The sequence below is a fragment of the Faecalibacterium sp. i21-0019-B1 genome (genome assembly GCF_042852915.1).
Lineage (GTDB): Bacteria > Bacillota > Clostridia > Oscillospirales > Ruminococcaceae > Faecalibacterium > Faecalibacterium taiwanense.
Window position 1 is genome coordinate 97976 of record NZ_AP031425.1, and the last position, 17292, is coordinate 115267.

Annotated in this window: 14 protein-coding genes and 1 pseudogene; 2 read left to right on the forward strand and 13 right to left on the reverse strand. The window is 52.6% G+C overall.

Annotation, left to right across the window (positions count from 1 at the left end; translation table 11 throughout):
* The first annotated feature begins 102 nt into the window (after positions 1-102).
* The gene (locus ACGHP1_RS00455; RefSeq protein WP_390507162.1) at positions 103-714 is read left to right on the forward strand and encodes a hypothetical protein; all 612 of its coding nucleotides are present in this window, start codon (positions 103-105) and stop codon (positions 712-714) included.
* A 276-nt stretch (positions 715-990) separates the two neighbouring features.
* On the opposite strand, the gene ACGHP1_RS00460 is transcribed toward ACGHP1_RS00455, so the two are convergent.
* Positions 991-1566 (reverse strand): SLOG family protein, encoded by a 576-nt coding sequence (locus ACGHP1_RS00460; RefSeq protein WP_390507164.1) that lies wholly within the window; start codon positions 1564-1566, stop codon positions 991-993.
* A gap of 151 nt (positions 1567-1717) precedes the next feature.
* On the opposite strand from ACGHP1_RS00460, the gene ACGHP1_RS00465 reads away from it, so the two are divergent.
* Positions 1718-2047 carry a helix-turn-helix domain-containing protein gene (locus ACGHP1_RS00465; RefSeq protein ID WP_033121893.1) on the forward strand — a complete coding sequence of 110 codons (330 nt, stop codon included), beginning with the start codon at positions 1718-1720 and terminating at the stop codon, positions 2045-2047.
* 359 nt (positions 2048-2406) lie between these two features.
* On the opposite strand, the gene ACGHP1_RS00470 is transcribed toward ACGHP1_RS00465, so the two are convergent.
* The 12 genes and pseudogenes from ACGHP1_RS00470 to ACGHP1_RS00525 form a co-directional block, all read right to left on the reverse strand.
* A complete protein-coding gene (locus tag ACGHP1_RS00470) occupies positions 2407-4179 on the reverse strand; it encodes an antirestriction protein ArdA (RefSeq protein WP_390507166.1) in 1773 nt (590 codons plus the stop codon).
* Between the two features lie 13 nt (positions 4180-4192).
* Entirely contained in the window at positions 4193-4408 is a 216-nt protein-coding gene (locus tag ACGHP1_RS00475) for a transposon-transfer assisting family protein (protein WP_256292771.1), read from the reverse strand.
* 1 nt (position 4409) lies between these two features.
* On the reverse strand, positions 4410-5603 hold the full coding sequence (locus tag ACGHP1_RS00480; protein WP_390507168.1) for a DNA mismatch repair protein MutS: 1194 nt from the start codon (positions 5601-5603) through the stop codon (positions 4410-4412).
* 12 nt (positions 5604-5615) lie between these two features.
* Positions 5616-7484, reverse strand: coding sequence for a DUF3849 domain-containing protein (locus ACGHP1_RS00485; protein ID WP_390507170.1), 1869 nt, complete (start codon positions 7482-7484; stop codon positions 5616-5618).
* 16 nt (positions 7485-7500) lie between these two features.
* Positions 7501-8259 carry a phosphoadenosine phosphosulfate reductase gene (locus ACGHP1_RS00490; protein WP_390507172.1) on the reverse strand — a complete coding sequence of 253 codons (759 nt, stop codon included), beginning with the start codon at positions 8257-8259 and terminating at the stop codon, positions 7501-7503.
* The gene (locus tag ACGHP1_RS00495; RefSeq protein WP_390507174.1) at positions 8256-10325 is read right to left on the reverse strand and encodes a DNA topoisomerase 3; all 2070 of its coding nucleotides are present in this window, start codon (positions 10323-10325) and stop codon (positions 8256-8258) included. Before ACGHP1_RS00495 ends, ACGHP1_RS00490 begins: the two co-directional genes overlap by 4 nt.
* Complete coding sequence (locus tag ACGHP1_RS00500) at positions 10322-11101, reverse strand: DUF4366 domain-containing protein (RefSeq protein ID WP_390507176.1); 780 nt, start codon at positions 11099-11101, stop codon at positions 10322-10324. The genes ACGHP1_RS00495 and ACGHP1_RS00500 overlap by 4 nt, the downstream gene beginning before the upstream one ends.
* On the reverse strand, positions 11094-11330 hold the full coding sequence (locus tag ACGHP1_RS00505) for a DUF4315 family protein (RefSeq protein ID WP_349136522.1): 237 nt from the start codon (positions 11328-11330) through the stop codon (positions 11094-11096). The genes ACGHP1_RS00500 and ACGHP1_RS00505 overlap by 8 nt, the downstream gene beginning before the upstream one ends.
* A gap of 16 nt (positions 11331-11346) precedes the next feature.
* Positions 11347-11670: pseudogene (locus ACGHP1_RS00510) on the reverse strand (C40 family peptidase); the annotation flags it as partial.
* 99 nt (positions 11671-11769) lie between these two features.
* Entirely contained in the window at positions 11770-13728 is a 1959-nt protein-coding gene (ltrA, locus tag ACGHP1_RS00515; RefSeq protein WP_390507178.1) for a group II intron reverse transcriptase/maturase, read from the reverse strand.
* A gap of 652 nt (positions 13729-14380) precedes the next feature.
* The gene (locus tag ACGHP1_RS00520; RefSeq protein ID WP_390507180.1) at positions 14381-16333 is read right to left on the reverse strand and encodes a CD1108 family mobile element protein; all 1953 of its coding nucleotides are present in this window, start codon (positions 16331-16333) and stop codon (positions 14381-14383) included.
* Positions 16333-17286, reverse strand: a complete 954-nt coding sequence (locus ACGHP1_RS00525; RefSeq protein WP_390509798.1) for a DNA-methyltransferase — start codon at positions 17284-17286, stop codon at positions 16333-16335. Before ACGHP1_RS00525 ends, ACGHP1_RS00520 begins: the two co-directional genes overlap by 1 nt.
* Between the last annotated feature and the right edge of the window lie 6 nt (positions 17287-17292).

Consider the following 17292-nt stretch of genomic DNA (forward strand, 5'->3'; position numbering starts at 1 on the left):
ACGAAGGTCTGCCCTCAGCCAAGGAATGGTGGTACAAACGGCATTCTCTTCGGAAACATAGAACAGCCCCCAAAAAAGGAAATCAGAAAACGGAGGTGTATCATGTTGTACAATGAAAATCTGCGCGAAGAAGAACGACATCTGATCCAGCAGATCGCCGAACAAACAGAGAGAGGAAAAATCGACTGGGAACTAACAGAGTACAATCCGCTGTCCTTTCTGAATGAGGACAAGATAGACAAGAACCCAGCAGTAATCTGTCAGTCCTTCTCCTTTGAAGCGATCATCGGCGGATCCCGTTACGAGCTTGATGTCATGGAGAATATTGATGTGCCGTCCGGTATGGGAGACTACACTATAACCTTGACGCGGGATGAAACCGAAAATTATCTTAAAATTGAGGATGCGCTTTCCTTTGACTATGACCTCTATGAATGCACACCGGGGGAAGTCGCAGAGCGATTTGCGGACAGCCCCATTGTCCGTCTCTGCAACGCCATCATTCCTGCCACGCTTGGGCAGGAGGATTTAGAAGAGGTCTTCACATGGGCAAGGTTTTTCAACGAGACTGGCATTTCTGCAAAGCTGATGAATCATCCGCTGACCAAGCTCTGTGAAAAACTGTTCGACGAACACCGTTTGATGGACTTCCATCGCTGCATCTTGGATGTAGACTATCGAAAGCTGCTCCTAAATGAACTGGCTCATAACTAGGACACGGAAAAACGCCCCCGGCACTGTGCCAGACGCACAGTGCCGGGGGCGTTCCCGTTTCCAGCGATTTATTTTTCTCTCGGCAAGGGACTGTTCATAAGGTGATACTTCACGTTTTACGAAGCCGCGAAAATTCAAAGTGTTCCGTGGAGATGTTCACTGGGCAGCATACGCCGTACACGTTTCCAATAATCACTGAGTAATGCAATGTGTATTCGCTATCGGGAAATACTTCACGGTTTTCACAACGCATGATTCAGGAGTGGGATTTTTGCCTTATTCCCGCGTGACATCAAGGGAAACCGGATTGATGACGATGATGGTCTTGCCCTTTTTGTGGGCATATCTCACGGTATTCCCGGTACCGCTGGGGCATCCATTCCATACTGCGAGAATATAATCGGCGTGATCGACCATGTACCGATTTCTCTTGTCCATGCAGTCCGGCGTGTACTCCCGTTGCAGCATGGTCTCCTTGTCACACTTTGCCGCGATATTATAATACCGTTCCCGTGAAGCCACAGACCATTTGATCGCTTGTGTCTCACAAGGGATTGCGCTTTCCAGAGTAATGTGAGGGTATTTTGATTTCAAATCGAGTACAATTTCCGCAGCATACATATCGACGCCAAGAGCCATGCCGGTAATAAAATGCGTGACGCCCTCGTTCTCGATGAGTGCTACAATCTGACCCCGCATAACAGACTTCAAAGAAGTACAACGCTTATCGGATTCATCAAAGCCGAACGGAAGACTCTGCGGTCTATGACCGGTAAACGCACAAGTCTTGCCTTGAACGGATTTCTTTTCAGCTTTTTGAGCAGACTTTCTAAACTCAATAATGCGCGACATGACACCCCTTCTTTCGCTCTTTTGGTAGGTAACTCCATTCTATCACCCTCATCACGGACAGTCAACGCATTGTCGTTAGCAAAAACAACGACGGCGTACCGTGGATAATGACACCGCCGTTAGGTACACTAAATGCAAAGGTGGTGAGGCTATGCGAGAGAAGAAGGATATCAATATTGAAATCGGCGGCAATATTCAAGTGGCAAGAGAACAGGCGGGCTATACGCAGGACACGCTCTCAGAAATGCTTGGCATGACGCCGAATCACCTGAGTGCCATTGAGCGTGGTGCATCCGGTATCTCTCTTGAAGCCTTGCAGCGTCTTTGCCGTTTGCTCGGCGTCAGCGCAGACCGAATTATTTTTGGGACTGACGATCCAGAAGCGGAAGCCCTTGCGCTTGCCAGACGTATTTCGGACATAAAGCCGGAATACCGGCAACAGGTTCAAGAACTGCTGTCCGCTATTTTGAATATGTCATAAAAAAGAGCCTCTGCCGACACCCAACCGGGCATCGACAGAGGCTCTTGATTCGTTTTCCGGGCATTCAAACAAGTGCCGAAATCGACACTTGTTTCCGCGCTAAGGATGAAACCGCGCAGGGAATACAATCACTTAGGTTGGTCAATTTGCGTCGCTCTGAGGCTTGCAATCACAGGCTTTTTCAACCCCTAATTGTCTACTCTGCGCCCCCTTCCGGGAGAAGTGCGGACAGGCGATGAGATCCGCACGGAAGCTCTGCTTGCAGCTATGGACGCAGCGGACACAGAAGCGGTTATACTTCCGGCGTCCGCTGTCCCCGATGAAGAATGACCACTCCTGCCGCCATTTCTGACTTCTGCTCATAAGTCAAGCTCTCCTTTGTGCTTTTTGGGAGGGCAGCACTCCTTCTGCTTTTCAGCCTTTGCGGACTTGAGCCTGTCCATGATGGAGGACTTCTCGCCGGTTTCGGGGGCTTTGGCATCAAGTGTCTTGTCTTCCTTCGAACCGTTGTTGATGATTCCGTCAATCATGCCGTAGTCATCCTCCATCGACATCTCCGCTGCCTTGAGATAGTTTTCCTTCTCAAGTGCCGTCATCCAGCTTTCCTTGCTGATACCGAGCATTCCGCCCTTTGCCGCATGGTCGGCAATCTCCTTTGCATCCACGCACAAGCCCTCGGTGTTATCCGAATAGAGACGGTAAACCTCGCAGCCCTTCTCCAAAGCCTTCTCAGCCGCCTCCTGACCGGCGGGAAGGACGCCAGCCCATGCGTAGCCGTAGTCCTTCATATCCTGAACGGAGAGCGCAGGATCGGGCATCTCCGGCACTTCCTTGACCTCAAGGTCGAGAAGGCGGAGCGTGTCATCGTCAAAGCCGTTGTAGACATCATCAAGGACGAACTTGCCGCGTTCATCGACGATGATGCAAGCCGCCTCATCGCCGTAGGTGTCATGCTCCATCAGGTAAAAGCTGTGACCGCCGACCTCGTGCCGGTCAATGGTGTGCCACGTCCCGATGTGACCGGCAACCGTCAGACCGGAGGTATCGGCGTTCATCTCAAAGTCCTTCTGCTCGATGCTCTCCTGCTTCTGCTGTTCCTGCGAGATCATGGGGATCGCCACAATCTTATCGCCCAGCTTGACAAACTGCTCCGGCACTTTGAAGTGGTCAGAGAACTTCTGCATCTGCTCTACGGTCAGAGAGCCGAAGCTGTCATCCGTCAAGCCGACCACCATGAATGTTCCGGCAACAACATCGTAGATGTCACCGTCCTCATCGCGCAGAGCGCGGTTCAAGGGCAGACCTTCCAGCTTGCCTTCCTCGTTGCAGACTAAGGCAACCGGGTCTTCGTAGGGATAAATTGCCTCAATGTAGCCGCCGACCTCATGCTGCAAGGACTCCAGACCAGAGTCAATCTCCTTCACATAAGGCTCCTTTCCCGGCTCAACGACGAGAACGGCGATGGTGCTGTCACGCTCGGCGTCTTCCCCTGAGCCGGTGATCCGGTATTCGTCGGGAATATCGTCCAGCTCACCGTTAAACTGTCTGTCCCAGCGTTCGCTTGCGACGCGGACATAGCCTTCATCGGTGAAGCGTCCCTGTTCATCATAAGCGATGTCGTGACCATAGCGTTCATAGTCGATGTAGTCTGCCAGAGGACCGAGATCCTTTTCGGAGTAGATACCGGCTTCGTTGGCATAGTAATAGCCGAGGTCATATTCGTCGTTGATACCGGGCATGATGTCGTAGCAGTCCAGATTGAACGTCAGGTTGATGAGATCGTCGATGTCGCTGACCTCATCGCAGCCAGCCTCCATAATGGCAACGAGCTTTTCCTGATCGCTCAGGGAAAGCTCGTCAATCAAAGCGGCAAGGTAGTTGAGCTTATCAAGGCTTTCATACTCGCCAAGCATCTTCTGGACACCGTAGATCGGGCATTCGTAGTCGGTAATAAACCACTCTTCATAGGGCTGACCGAACTCATCCTGCTTGCCGATCCCGATACGCTCAAAAACCTTCTGCATCTCTTCTTCGGTGGTGGGCAGCTTCACCCACTCACCGACCAGCATACCCTCGTTGTACTTGCCAAGGTTTGTGACGAAGGCTTCAAAATTACCGTCTAATACGGGCATAGGCATCCTCCTTTCAGTCATCCATCATGCCGTCCGGCATGATATACAGTTCCTCAAACTCTGCGTCAGTCATGGCTTCGAGCTTCCGGATGGTCTTATACATCAGCTCTGCGATCTCGCCGTCCATGTCGTTCAGGGTGACGCTCTTCATATCGTCGATCAGCCGCTTGCGGCTGGACGTATTGAAGCAGCACATCAGGTTGATTTCTTCCACGGTAAAATTCTTCATATCAGAGTTCCATATCCTTTCCTTTGTTTTTCTGCGGCTTCGGTGTGTGGGACGGCTGGGCTTTCTGCGCGGATTTCAGCTTGTCACGGATGGATTCACGGGCAGCGGACTTCTTCGGAACGGTGTCATAGACGGCAATACCGGCATCTTCCACATACGAGCGGACATACTGGATGCTTTCCGAAAAGCGGATGGGGCGGTTCTTGTCCTCGATGTTGGTCAGCCGGACTTCATCAGCGGCAAAATCAACCGCGTCGATTCTGCACTTGATGCCGTCCACATTCAGCGTCGCGCCGACAGGAATGTAATCTGCGGCTTTGAGTTCCTTGAAGGTCTCGCCGTCCTTGCTGAGAAAGACATCCGCACCGGACTGCCAGAGCTTCTTTGATGCTGCTACCCATGCAGCTTCACGGAAGCCGGTCACCGGCATGGAGGGCTTGCCGCGCACCTTCTTCTCAAGGAGCTTCGTGCCGAGCAAGGGCGCGGCTTTTTCCGCGTCCTTGCCATACAGCTCAAAATAGCCGTTCTGGGCAAAGCAAACCAGCGCGTCCGGATGTGCCTTTTTGACCGCTTCGTACTTGCGGAGTTCTGCAACGGGCAGAGGCGAAAGCGCCTCCGTCCTCTCAGTCTCCGGCAGTCTGTCACGGCGGCTTTTCTGCTTAGACAGCACTTCCACCAGAGCATCCGCGTCCTTCGGGAGCGTCTGGTGGGTTTTGACGCCGCCATGCTCACCGACCAGAGCCATTGCTGCATCGAAGCTGCTGCGGCATGGGGCTTCCAGCACAAAGCCATCTGCAAAGGTCAGCCGGTCGTGATCCGGCGCAACCGAGTTCTGCGCCACATTTGCCGCCTGTTCCCGGTAGTTGATCTCAAAGACATCTCCGAAGACCTTGCCGCGCTTAACGGCTTTCGGGACAATGACGCGGGCAATGCACTCGTCGTAGGTCTGTTCCGCGTAAAAACGGAAGGTGTTGTGATCTCGCGTTCCCTGAATAAAGACTTGATTTTCATTGAGGCAGTGCGTTCCATGCGGACGGCAGAACCACATCAGCGTTTTCTCTTCGGGATTCCGGCTTTCGGCAGCGCGGCGGATGATGCGCTTGTCGATGTCGAAGTCTTCCTTGTAGCTGTCTACATGACTGTCCACGAGCTTCTGCAGCTCCGCAACGATGTCAACGTCTGTGTATTTCTTCATGCGTCTCCTTTCTCACAACTCCATGTCGTGCGTTTTGGATTTGACCGGAGACTTTTTCTCCGGCTGCTGTTTTGCAGCAGTCCTGAGCTGATCACGGATGGAGGGCTTTTCCTGCTTCTGCTCCTGCTTGACGTATTCCAGCGTCGGCATCAGCTCACGGTAACAGCCCTGCGTTTTCCGCGTCGCATGACGGCGATGGATTTTGAACAGCGGCTCACCGTTCTGCGTGACCGTGTTGCCCTCGATTTTGACGCCGTTCCGAGCCAGCAGATTGAAGGAGTGGTTAGAGGCGCGATAGGACGCCCGCACACCGTCGTTGTTATAGGCAATCTGCCCCTTGAGCGTGTCCATGACGGCGGCTTTGATCTCCTTCTCTTCGGCAGTCAGGCGGTGCGCTTTCGGTGCTTTTGCCGCTTCCTCCGGCAAGGGGGCAAAGGGAGACTTGACCTCCACGGTTTTTACCTCAATAGAGGTAATCTCATCGTTCTCCCACGCAACAACCTCAGGGTCTCTTTCCTCTGTTTTCTCAGAAGTGACTTCCTTTTGAGCTTCGGTCTGCTGGCGGAACGCATCGACGAAAAGTGCTGTCAGTCCGGGATTTGGTTTATCCACAAGGAAGCGGGAGGCATTCTCCGGACAGACGTCAACGCTCTTTGCCCATTCCTTGAGGGGCTGCGGAATGCGCCCGTCAAAGTCTTTCTGCTGAATGGTGTTTGCGAGGACATACCGGACGCGCTCCGGAGAGAACTGCTCAAGGACGCTTTTCACGGCAGCATCCGCATCCAGCCGGTTGTCTCCGTAGTTAGAACTGATTTCCGCCTCAATCGCACGTCGGCATTCCACGTTTGCGGCGAGAGAAGCACGATATGGCTCCATCTCACCGGCTTCATAGGCGTAATTCGCCGTCTCGCGGTAAATGGGGACTTCCGATTTTTCCTCCGGAGCGACTTCCTGCTCGGCGGACTGCGCTTTCTCCGCCAACAGCACCTTGAGCTTGGCATCAATGCCCTCGATCATCTCAGCCGCCGTCATGCGGATGGTGTCCAGAGAGCTTTTCAGCTCCTTGGTCTCCTTGCCGGATGACCAACCGGCGATATAGCCGAAGGAATAGTCCGAGGTTTCAATGCCGTAACGCTGGCAGACGGTGTAGGCAACGCTCTCTGCCTCAACCTCCTTGGTATGACGATCCTTCTTATCTTCGGGGGCGGTTTTCTCGTCCGGCTTGACAGCGTGGAGCTTTGCGTGGGCGATCTCGTGAATGGCGGTTTTGACCGTCTGGATTTCGCTCATGCCTTCCTGAATGGCAATGCGGCCTTCAACCGGCGAGAAGAATCCCTTTGCCCCGCCCGGAATATCCTCAAAGGAAATTGGGACGGGAGATTCCTGCTTGAGCGCATCGAAGAACGCCTCGTAGTTTTCGACGGTGCCTTTCAGCTCATCGACGATGATGTCCGGAAGCTCCTTGCCGTCCGTCTGGGAGACATCAAACACGCTCACCACCTTGAAGGCAGGACGCAGGACCTCAACCGTCTCCGTGACAGCCTTTCCGTCCGTGCCGATTACCGGCTTCTGCGTCACGGGGTCGATCTTCTCGCGCTCTTCCTTCGACTTGTACGGCGCGGGTGCAAGAATCTTGATGCCCTTTTCGCCCTTCATGACCTGACGGTCAAAGTTGCGCTGCCACGAGGTATAACCGGCAACATAGGTTGCCTCCGGTTTCTGCATCGCAATGAGCAGCGTGTTGTTGAAGGAATAGTTGTAGAACTTGGACATCGTGCGGAGGTATTCCTTGAACCGCTCGGATTCAAAAAGCTCCTTGATGCCCTGTTCCAGCTTGTCCGTGATTTCGCGGACTTGCTGTGCATTTTTGTTTTCAGCCATCTCAAACCTCCATTTCTTATTTGCTTTTGGGCGAAGAAAACCCCGTCTGGGATTTACTCAGTAAACGAGCCTTTACCTCAGACGGGGTTTCTCTGCGCGTCATCCGACGATGGAAGATGTTATCCTCGTTCTCCCATTCAATCAGCCGGTCAAACATATCCGGGTGCTTTGTGACCATGTGCAGCAGCTCCGAGTCACTGGCGTTGGGACAGAACCAGCAGCCGTTTCTTCGGCAGTGAGCGTAGATTGGGGAAAGCAGCCCGTGATCCTGACAGAGCTTGTAGGCGTCCGCCTCTGTCATGCCGTATTTGGCAAGCAGACTGACCTTCGTTACTCCATCCAGACGAGCAAGGCGTTTTGGCTCATCCTCCGCAATGCCGACATAGCTCACGGTGTCCGGCGAGAGTGCGGCATTGTACTTGCGGACGGGCGGGATTTTGCAGTCCCGATTGACTGCACACATACCAGCCCATGCGAAGCCGCGAACCTCGCCCTTATGCGGTCCGCGGGTGATGACATGATGGAACACATCATCGTAGGTCTTGTCCGCGTGGAGAATGGTGAACTTGATGCCCAGTTCCTTTTCACAGAAGGGCTTGAGCCGGTCATAGATGAAGTCCCGATGTTCCGGGACTTCACCGCTTGTGTTCTGATCAAACATAACCTCGCTGAAAATCGCCTCGTCCATCGGTTCCTTGTGCTGTGCAGCCAGCAGGAGCGTCGCTACGCTGTCTTTGCCTCCACTGCAAGAGGCAACATACTTCGGGCGGCTCATCGGTCGAACTCCATCTTGAAGCTGACATATTTGCCGCCGCTGTCATCCAGACGAATCACCGCATCGTAGAGCTGAGGCTTCTTCGGCGTGTAAAGTCCGGTCACTCGGCACCAGCCCTTGTCCAGCAGCTCCTTTGCAATCCTCTTGGTCAGCTTCTTTTTCTTGCTGGAAAAGAACTTGTTGTCTTCCCACAAACAGAAGTTGCATTCCTTACTGGAACAATAGAAGCTGCCCTTGCCCACATAGACCGGAGAACCGCAGCGGGGACACTTGCCGATTTCCTCCTTGCCCGTGCCGAAACGCTGGGCTTCGGCATCAGAAAGAAACGGGTAGGCTTTTACCAAATCTCCGGTCATTCGGACAATGCCGCTGAGAAAGCCGTCCGCATCTGCCTTGCCGCGCTCAATCTCCATGAGCGTGTTTTCCCATTCCGCCGTCATTGCGGGAGAGGTGATCTGTTCCGGCAGGACGCAGACAAGGTTGCAGCCGTCCTTCGTGGGAACGAGGGATTTACCCTTGCGCTCTGCAAAGCCGGACTTCACCAGCTTTTCAATGATCCCGGCGCGGGTCGCAGGAGTGCCGAGACCTTTCTTCTCGGTGTCATCGTCAAACTGATCGTTTCCGGCAGTCTCCATCGCAGACAGGAGAGTGTCTTCCGTGTACTGCTTCGGAGGCGTTGTGAAGTGTTCGGTGACACTGGCAGATACACCATCCAGAGCATCGCCCTCATGGACTTCGGGCAGGGACTTCATGGGATCGTCCTTTTCCTTCGTCTTGAGGGAAGCCTTGAACAGCTCTTCGATGGCTTTCCATCCGTTTTGAACGACGGTCCTCCCCTTGGTTTTGAACTCGTAGCCCTCGCAGGAGAGCGTGATCTGCGTTTCCGCGTAGGTGTGCTTCTCGCCGGTCGCACACAGAAGGCGCATCCCGACAAGATTGAGGATTTTCTGCTCCGACTGAGGGAGCGCGAAAACATCCTGCTTTTCAAGCTGAACGGTCGGGAGAATGGCATGGTGATCTGTAACCTTGCTGTTGTCGGTCACGCGGGCAATGTCCGGAGTGACCAAAACACCGGAGAAAAGCGGAAGCTGGCGGCGGACGATAGAAATGACCTGACGGGCGGAAGCCTCCATGTCCTCGGTGATGAACTGACTGTCCGTGCGCGGATAGGTCAGTAGCTTCTTTTCGTAAAGCGTCTGGACGAGATCGAGTGTCTGCTGGGCAGTGAAGCCGTAGTAGCGGTTCGTCTCGCGCTGCAAGGTGGTCAGATCATAGAGCTTCGGAGGATTGACGGTTTTTGTCTCCCGCTTGAGAGAAGAAACGACGGCTTGCTTTTTCTCGCAAGCCGCCGCAATCTTTTTTGCTTCCTCTTCGGTTTTGACCTTTTCCAGATCGGCGGTCAGATCGCCCTTGCAGACGTGGACGTTGAAATACTTCTTCTTCTGGAACGTGGAGATTTTCCCGTCACGCTCCACCAGCATTGCAAGAGTCGGCGTCTGGACGCGCCCGACCACCAGTTTCTTGTGATAGAGCGTGGTGAAAAGGCGGGTGCCGTTGATGCCGACAATCCAGTCCGCCTTCGAGCGGCTGAGTGCTGCTTCATAGAGGCGGTCATATTCCTTGCCGTCCCGGAGATGCTGGAAGCCTTCGCGGATGGCGGAATCCTCCAACGAGCTGATCCACAGGCGTTTGAAGGGTTTGGTGCATCCGGCTTTGTTGTAGACCAGCCGGAAGATCAGCTCACCCTCGCGTCCTGCATCGGTTGCGCAGACAAGCTCGGTGACGCGCTTGTCCTTCATAAGAGAGGACAGCACCTTGAACTGCTGAGCTTTGTCCTTTGTGACCTCAAACATCCAGTTTTCCGGAACAATGGGCAGATCGTCATACCGCCACTTGGCATACCGCTCATCGTAGGAGCTGGCGTCTGCCAGCTCCACCAGATGACCGAAACACCACGAAACGATGTAATTGCCGCCCTCCATGTAGCCGTCCTTTCGGGAAGTTGCGCCCAGAACCTTTGCGATGGACTGGGCAACGCTGGGCTTTTCAGCAATGACTAAGATCAATCTTCATCACCATCCGTTTCAGCATCCTCCGCAATCTGCGGCTCATCATCCTCGTTGATGTACGGCTCTTCCTCGTAGCCTTCATCATCAAAGAAGTCCATATCTTCATCCTTGGGCTTTCTGCCCTTGACGAACTTGATGTAGTAATAAGCTGCACCCGCAGCACCGGCAAGGGCAAAGATGACGAGGATCATGCCGATGTTGGATTTCTTTTCGGGTTTAGGGGCGGGGACATCGGTTTCCGCATCCTTATCCGGCTCAGGTGTAACGGGGGCTGTGCCGGTGCATTCGCTCATATTGGTCTTGCAGACCGGACAGTCGGTGTTGACCTGACCGGCAGCGCACTTTTCCTTGCAGTTACAGGTGGTCAGAGCAGCCGCAGTGTCTTCATCCAGCAGCGCAAGCAGATCGCTCTCATCGACCATGTTCAGGAAGTACGTCTGATACTGTTCCTCATCCTCGTTGATGGGCGCATCGTAGTCGATGACAATGAAGAAGGTGTTGCCGTTCTTCGTCTGAACAGTGATGAACTGCTTGTTGGTTGCCCTGTCATAGAGCAAGTCGCGGGTGTGGGCGTTGCCCTCATCGTCAATCGGCTCACCCTTCGGCTTTTCAGGGGCGGGAGTGACTGCGGGCTGCTGTTCCGGCTGGGTTGCCTCGGTGACGGGAAGGTTCTGCTCGGTGTCATCGGCATAGGCAAACGCCGTCACCGAGAAGCAGGACAGCACCATGACGCAGACCGCAAGGACGGTCATAAAACGAAACTTCTTACGCATTGTCGATTACCTCCGTATTTTCGGCGGGCTTGTTACCGCCCTTCATGGAAGACAGGAACGCCATGATCTGATCCTTGTCCATCACCATAGAGCGCACGGTATTGATGATTTCGAGGTTTTCCAGCTCTGTCTTCTTGTCGTACAGCTCCTTGAGCTGCCCTTCGATTTCGGACTTCTTCTTTTCAGCCTTCTCGATGTCGGAGAGGACTTTCTGATACTTGGGATTCATGAAAAACTCCTTTCTTTTAATAGGCGGGTCTTCCGAAGGCGTAGAAATGCTGCTGCCAGTAGGAAGAGTTGATGGATGTGTACTGAATGGGATCGCCGCAGTGGATCATGACCCCATCACCGACGTAAATGCCGACGTGGGACACGCCGGGGGTGTCATACGTTCCGACAAAAAAGATGAGATCACCGGGCTGTGCATTCGCCTTTGAAACCGGCGTACAGACATTGTAAAGCCCCTGCGCGCCCAGCCGTCCGGTGTTCACAAGTCCGCTGTTCGTGAGGACATAGCTGACGAAGCCGGAGCAGTCAAAGGACGTGTCAGGATTGGAGCCGCCCCACAATAGTGATAGGTAATCCTTTGATGTTATCTCCGGATTTTCCCCCACTTCACACCGTGCATGCGACTTTCACCGCACACGGCGTTCCATCGTTAGTCATACTCACAATCTATTACAATCTACCTTGTTCGTTTTTAGGGGTTGTGTTCCCCGAATTTCTCCTAAACCTGCTTTCAGGCGCAGAGCGTTCAGCTTTTCCATTTGCTTCTTATTGAGATTGCAGACTTCAAGGTAATAAGTAATCGTTTCAACCGTTTCTGCATGGACGAGCCGGTGTACCAGTTTATTTTTCAGCACCAGATTTTCGTAGCTGTCATTCCCACCGTATTTTTTCGGCTTGATGTGGTGGCAGTGTATTTCATCTGTTGTCAGAAATGGCATTCCCGTAACAGCACATTTCCCGTATTGTGCCGAGAATAGGGAAATCCGGTTATCAGCTAATTCAACGCTCCTGTTTCCTATAGGCTGTCGCATAAGTGCCAGCATCAGATTCACGTTGATTTTCAGATTATCGTGCAATCCCTTCCGCCCCGCTGGGGTGTAGCAGTTGATAGCCCTTTTTCGGCTTAGAGGGATGCTATGCCGGATATAGCTGATAGGATATACTGGTTCGTCCGTCCCTTTCACATAGCGTAACGATTTAGACTTTCCATATTTCTGCGATTCAAAGACCGTTAATTTTCGGCCGTTTCTCACAAGTCTGCTTCCCTGGCGTTCCTTTAATCCATTGGTCAGCACTGTCATGACAGAACGTCCCAGGGAACTGCAATCTTCACTGATACAAGTTGCTATTCTGTAATAGTCTTGCAGCCCCACGACGATTGAGTTATACAGCGAAATCTCACCACGCTCATGTTTTTCCTTTCTTGGGTGGATTATATTTTTCGCCTGTGTGACCAGTTTTTGACGCGCATGTTCAAGCTGTTTGTCACCTACATGAGATTTGATGACATATTTATCTGCTCTGCGAAACACCTTCATCTTGAACCCTAAGAACTCTGAATAGCGATGTTTTACATTCACTATCCTTGTTTTTGTTGGCGAAACCTCTAAATGCAGACGTTCCATTAACCATTGTGTGACTGCCTTCATCGTCCGTTCCGCTTCATCTTTCGTCCTGCAAAATATTCTGAAATCATCAGCGTAACGGACAATATACATCTCCTTTAGATTTGTCCTTCGCATAAACTTGTAGGCATTGGATTTATTGATACTGCCATTTGCGTTTATGGAGGTCTTGTATTTTGCCGTGACCGGATTATCCTGCCATTGGCTGTCAACCCATTGGTCTAATTCATTCAGCACGATATTCGCCAGAAGCGGGGAGATAATACCGCCTTGGGGTGTCCCTTTGGTCGGGTATTCCATTGCCCCATTTTCTAACCGTATTGGTGCTTTAAGAATCCGTTTCAGCACGAACAGGAGATTTTTGTCCCTGATTCCGAGCGACCATATCTGCTTTATCAGCTTGCTGTGGTCTACATTGTCAAAGAATCCTTTGACATCAAACTCAACGACATAGTGCAGTCTTGTATTCTGTATTAAGAACTCCGCTCTTGCGATGGCGTTTTCAGCAGACCTGTTTGGACGGAATCCATAACTGTTTTCGCTGAATTTCGCTTCACAAATCGGCTCCATGACCTGCTTGATACATTGTTGTACCAGCCGGTCCCAGACGCAGGGGATTCCCAGCGGCCTGGTTTTTGTTGGGTCGTAAGGTTTTGGTATTTCTTTTCTTCGGACAGGTTTCGGACGATACCCATGTGTACTGCCGATTGTAATGAAACGGACTGTATCAATAACCTCATCCGGCATCAGCTTTCCGATGTCATCGAATGTCACGCCATCTGTTCCCGGAGTTTTGCTTCCGTCATTTGACTTGATATTTCTATATGCCAGCAGGATATTTTCACGTTTTAAGATGATGTTCATCAAATTTGTGAAAGTCTCATTTTTACTGCTTTTCGCATACAGACCGTCAAACACTTCCTGTATCCCGTAATATTCAGCATGGCGCAGTCCGCTCATACATAATGATTTTTCGGCTTTCTCTTTTGGCATAAGGCATCACTCCCTTCTTTTGAATTGAGTGACTTTTTTGTCCTACTCGAATCCTTACTGCGATTGAATGATTGTTTCATATATGACTAATGACTTGAGGCCATCCCTCCGAATCCTTCTTTTTCGCGGGATTCATCGTAAGTCCGACCTCTGCTTTTCAGCACCGGTTCGGCAGCTTATTTTCTTCGTCTGCCTGCTTTACCAATATGGTAAAGCCCGATACCTTTCCTTGTTCCGATAATTCTATCTGTGCATATACCCTTAGGTCTCCGCTTTAGTCCTGTCAGCTTGGATGCGCCTTTAACACATCATGGTCGTTCATACATACGATTTTTACTAAACCACACTGACGGCGAATTAACGCCACCATACATTTCTATATGGCCTACCTTTAGACCTGTACATTCGCGGTTTTCGTCAGTGCTTCCGCACATTCTAACCATAGGTATTTTATAGAGCCCCGGCCTATAGGTGACACCGCCCACCTCTGGGCGGCTTTCGTGTGGCTGGTTGTTATCCAGCAATTCTTACGGTCACTCTCGGCCGACTTCACCGAGCTTCTGACCCATAGCGTTTCCGCTTTAAGCCAGTCGGAGTATTAGGCTGGCGTTTCAGGGCGTTACTCCATCATTCCACCAATCGAATTACCAGTTCACCTGTCTTTCTTTTCACCTCCAATCATTGGACAAGTGCCCAACCTTTTCAGTTGGGAACAAGTTGCACCATACGGATAGCCGAGATACTTTTCCGCCTCGGTAATCAGCGCTGCAAACTTCTCGTCGTTCAGGTATTCCGGGTTGACATCGTAGTCAGCGGGCGGATTTGTGATGTACTTGTCCACATAGGGAGAGTCACCGAACAGATCCTCGCGGTTGCCCAGCACCGACATATACGTCGCATACATGGAAAGCTGTTCCTGAGACATGATGTAGACCGGGACATGGGAGAGATTGAAGTTTTCGAGCTTCACGTTGCAGATGTAGTAGTCATACGGGACGCGGTAGGTTTCCGTGTGCGTGTTGCCGTCCGCGTCCGTCCAAGTGTCGGTCTCCGTGCGGTATCTCGTTTCGACGATGACCTCTTCGGTGAGGATGTACTGCTTTTCAAACAGCATTTGGAGCGTTCCCTGCACCTCATCCAGCGTGAACTCGCCCTCATGGAGAGCTGATAGAATGGAGATCAGCACATAGGGGTCATGCTCAATGTCATCCAGATCGAAGTGGTATTCATCATAGTTGTGAGTGCTTTCGTAGGTGTCGAGATAGCGTTGCAGCTCTTGCTCCATCCGGCAATACTGCGCCTCCGCGCCGAGCATCGCGTCATCCTCGCTGAGATAAGAGGAAGCGATAACCGACGAGCCGGTAGAGGTGAGCATCGAACACGAGCTGATTCCGGCAGCGAGCAAAACGAGAAGGGCAATTCCGACTCCGACCCAGATGAAGACCTTCTTGTTTTTCTCAAAAAACTCCTTGATCTTGTCGGACGCCTTCTCACCGAGCTTCTTGCCGGTATTCTTTGTGGCAGTCCCGGCGGTCTGAGACCCGGCATTCCGTGCAGCGGCATATTCCTTCTTGATGTTCTGCTTCTGGTAGTGCTTGTTCATGTTCTGCTTCTTCATCTCAGGATGCTCCTGCTGATTTCTCTCATATTGGAGCTTTGCATCAGCAGCATCCGCCTTATGTTCCAGCTTGGAGACCTTCTCATAGGGCTTGTTGACGCTTTTTTCTCTGTGATGACTGAAATGCCTTGCGGCGGTCTCGGCGACAATCTCTGTTTTGTGCGCCGCCTCGACAGCCGAGTTTTCCTGCTCGACCTCATGGATTTTGCCGTGAATGCCGGAAGTGAGGGTGTCACCGACCTTGCGGACGGTTTTGTCCGCCTCAAATTGCAGTTTGCCCTTGCCCTTCGGCTTTTTCAGCTCATCTTCAAAATGAAGGCGGGTTTTGCCCGTGCCGGTTTCCTCATCAAAGACACGCTCTTTCTTGAGAACCTTGTGCGTGGGCAGTTTCTCACGGGCAGCATCCAGCCGATCATGTGCCTTCTCAGATTTTCTTTCGAGCTTCTGCATCCGCTTCGTGGGCGGGACGGCATCGTCCGAGAGCGGCTTTGCAGAGGCGGTTTCCGCCGCTTGAGTGAGAATGGCATCCGCGTCAACGGCTTCAACCGCAGAGGTCTTGCGCAGCTTGTGCGTGACAACCGTTTCGGCAATCACCGTGCCGGTATGAGAAGAAACGCCGTGCTGCTCTAAAGTTGGAGGCTTGAACGGCGTTTCCGAAGGCAGCGGTTCAGATACATTCTGGGGTGGATTTTCTGCCCTTTTCTCTTCTGTGACGGACGTTTCCGAGGGCGGCTGTGTGTCGTTACCCTCGGCGTGTTCCGCCTGAAACTGACGCTGCTGACGGCGCATCTGCACCTTTTTCTGTTCCTCCGGTGAAAGAGCTTCGGAAGGCACGGCTGTCTCAGCGGGCTTCACCAGCTCTGCATCTTCCAGCCGCTTTGACACACGCTGCTCGGTGCCAGCCGTCAGGTTTTCCTCGACCGCGCCCTCCCGTGTCATCCGCACGACTACCTTGTCACGGGCTTTGAGTTCCGGTTCCTTGGGCATCAGATTTCACCTCCGATCCGCTTGTAGGCAAGCTCGGTGTACGCCGGATTCAGCTCGATGCCGACGAAATGACGCCCCATCTGCGCGGCAACCATGCCGGTTGTGCCGCTCCCCATGAAGGGATCAAGCACAATGCCGCCTTCGGGACAACCGGCAAGCAGACAGGTTTCAACCAGTTTCGGAGGGTAGGCGGCGTAGTGACCGCCCTTGAAGGGAACGGTGTTGATCTTCCAGACATCGCGTTTGTTGCGAAGCGGATTGATGTCACAATCCTTGATCTCGCCATGCTCACGGGGGCGGTTGATGGACTGCGGCTGAGGCTGACCGGGAACGGGCTTGCCGTATTTTTTGCCGCCCTTCATGCCGCGCTTGAGCCGTTCCGCCGTTGCAGGGGCAATCGGCTCGGAGATTGCCTTGTAGTCAAAGAAATACTTCTTGGACTTGGAGAACAGGAAAATATGCTCGTAGCAGCGGGCGCAGCGGTCTTTCACGCTCTCCGGCATGGGGTTATCCTTCATCCAGATGATGTCGTTGCGCAGATACCAGCCGGTATCGCGGAGGGCAAACGCCAGCATCCACGGAATACCGATCATGTCCTTCGGCTTGCAGCCCTCAACCTTGTTGTTGAGAGCCACAGCCTGACCGTTTCTGCCGTTGGGGTTCTTCGGGTCAATGAAATCTCCCTGATTGCCCTTTCCGGCGTAGGTATCCGAAATGTTCAGCCAGAGCGTTCCATCCGGATGCAAAACGCGCCTGACTTCGGTAAACACTTCCGTCAGGCGCGAGATGTATTCCTTCGGCGTTGTCTCTCTGCCGATCTGAGCCTCCATACCGTAATCACGGAGCGCGTAATACGGAGGGGACGTCACACAGCAATGAACGCTGTCATCGGGCAGAGTTTTCAGGATTTCAAGGCAATCGCCGGTATGAATGGTGTCAAACTCTATGGGTATCAGCTC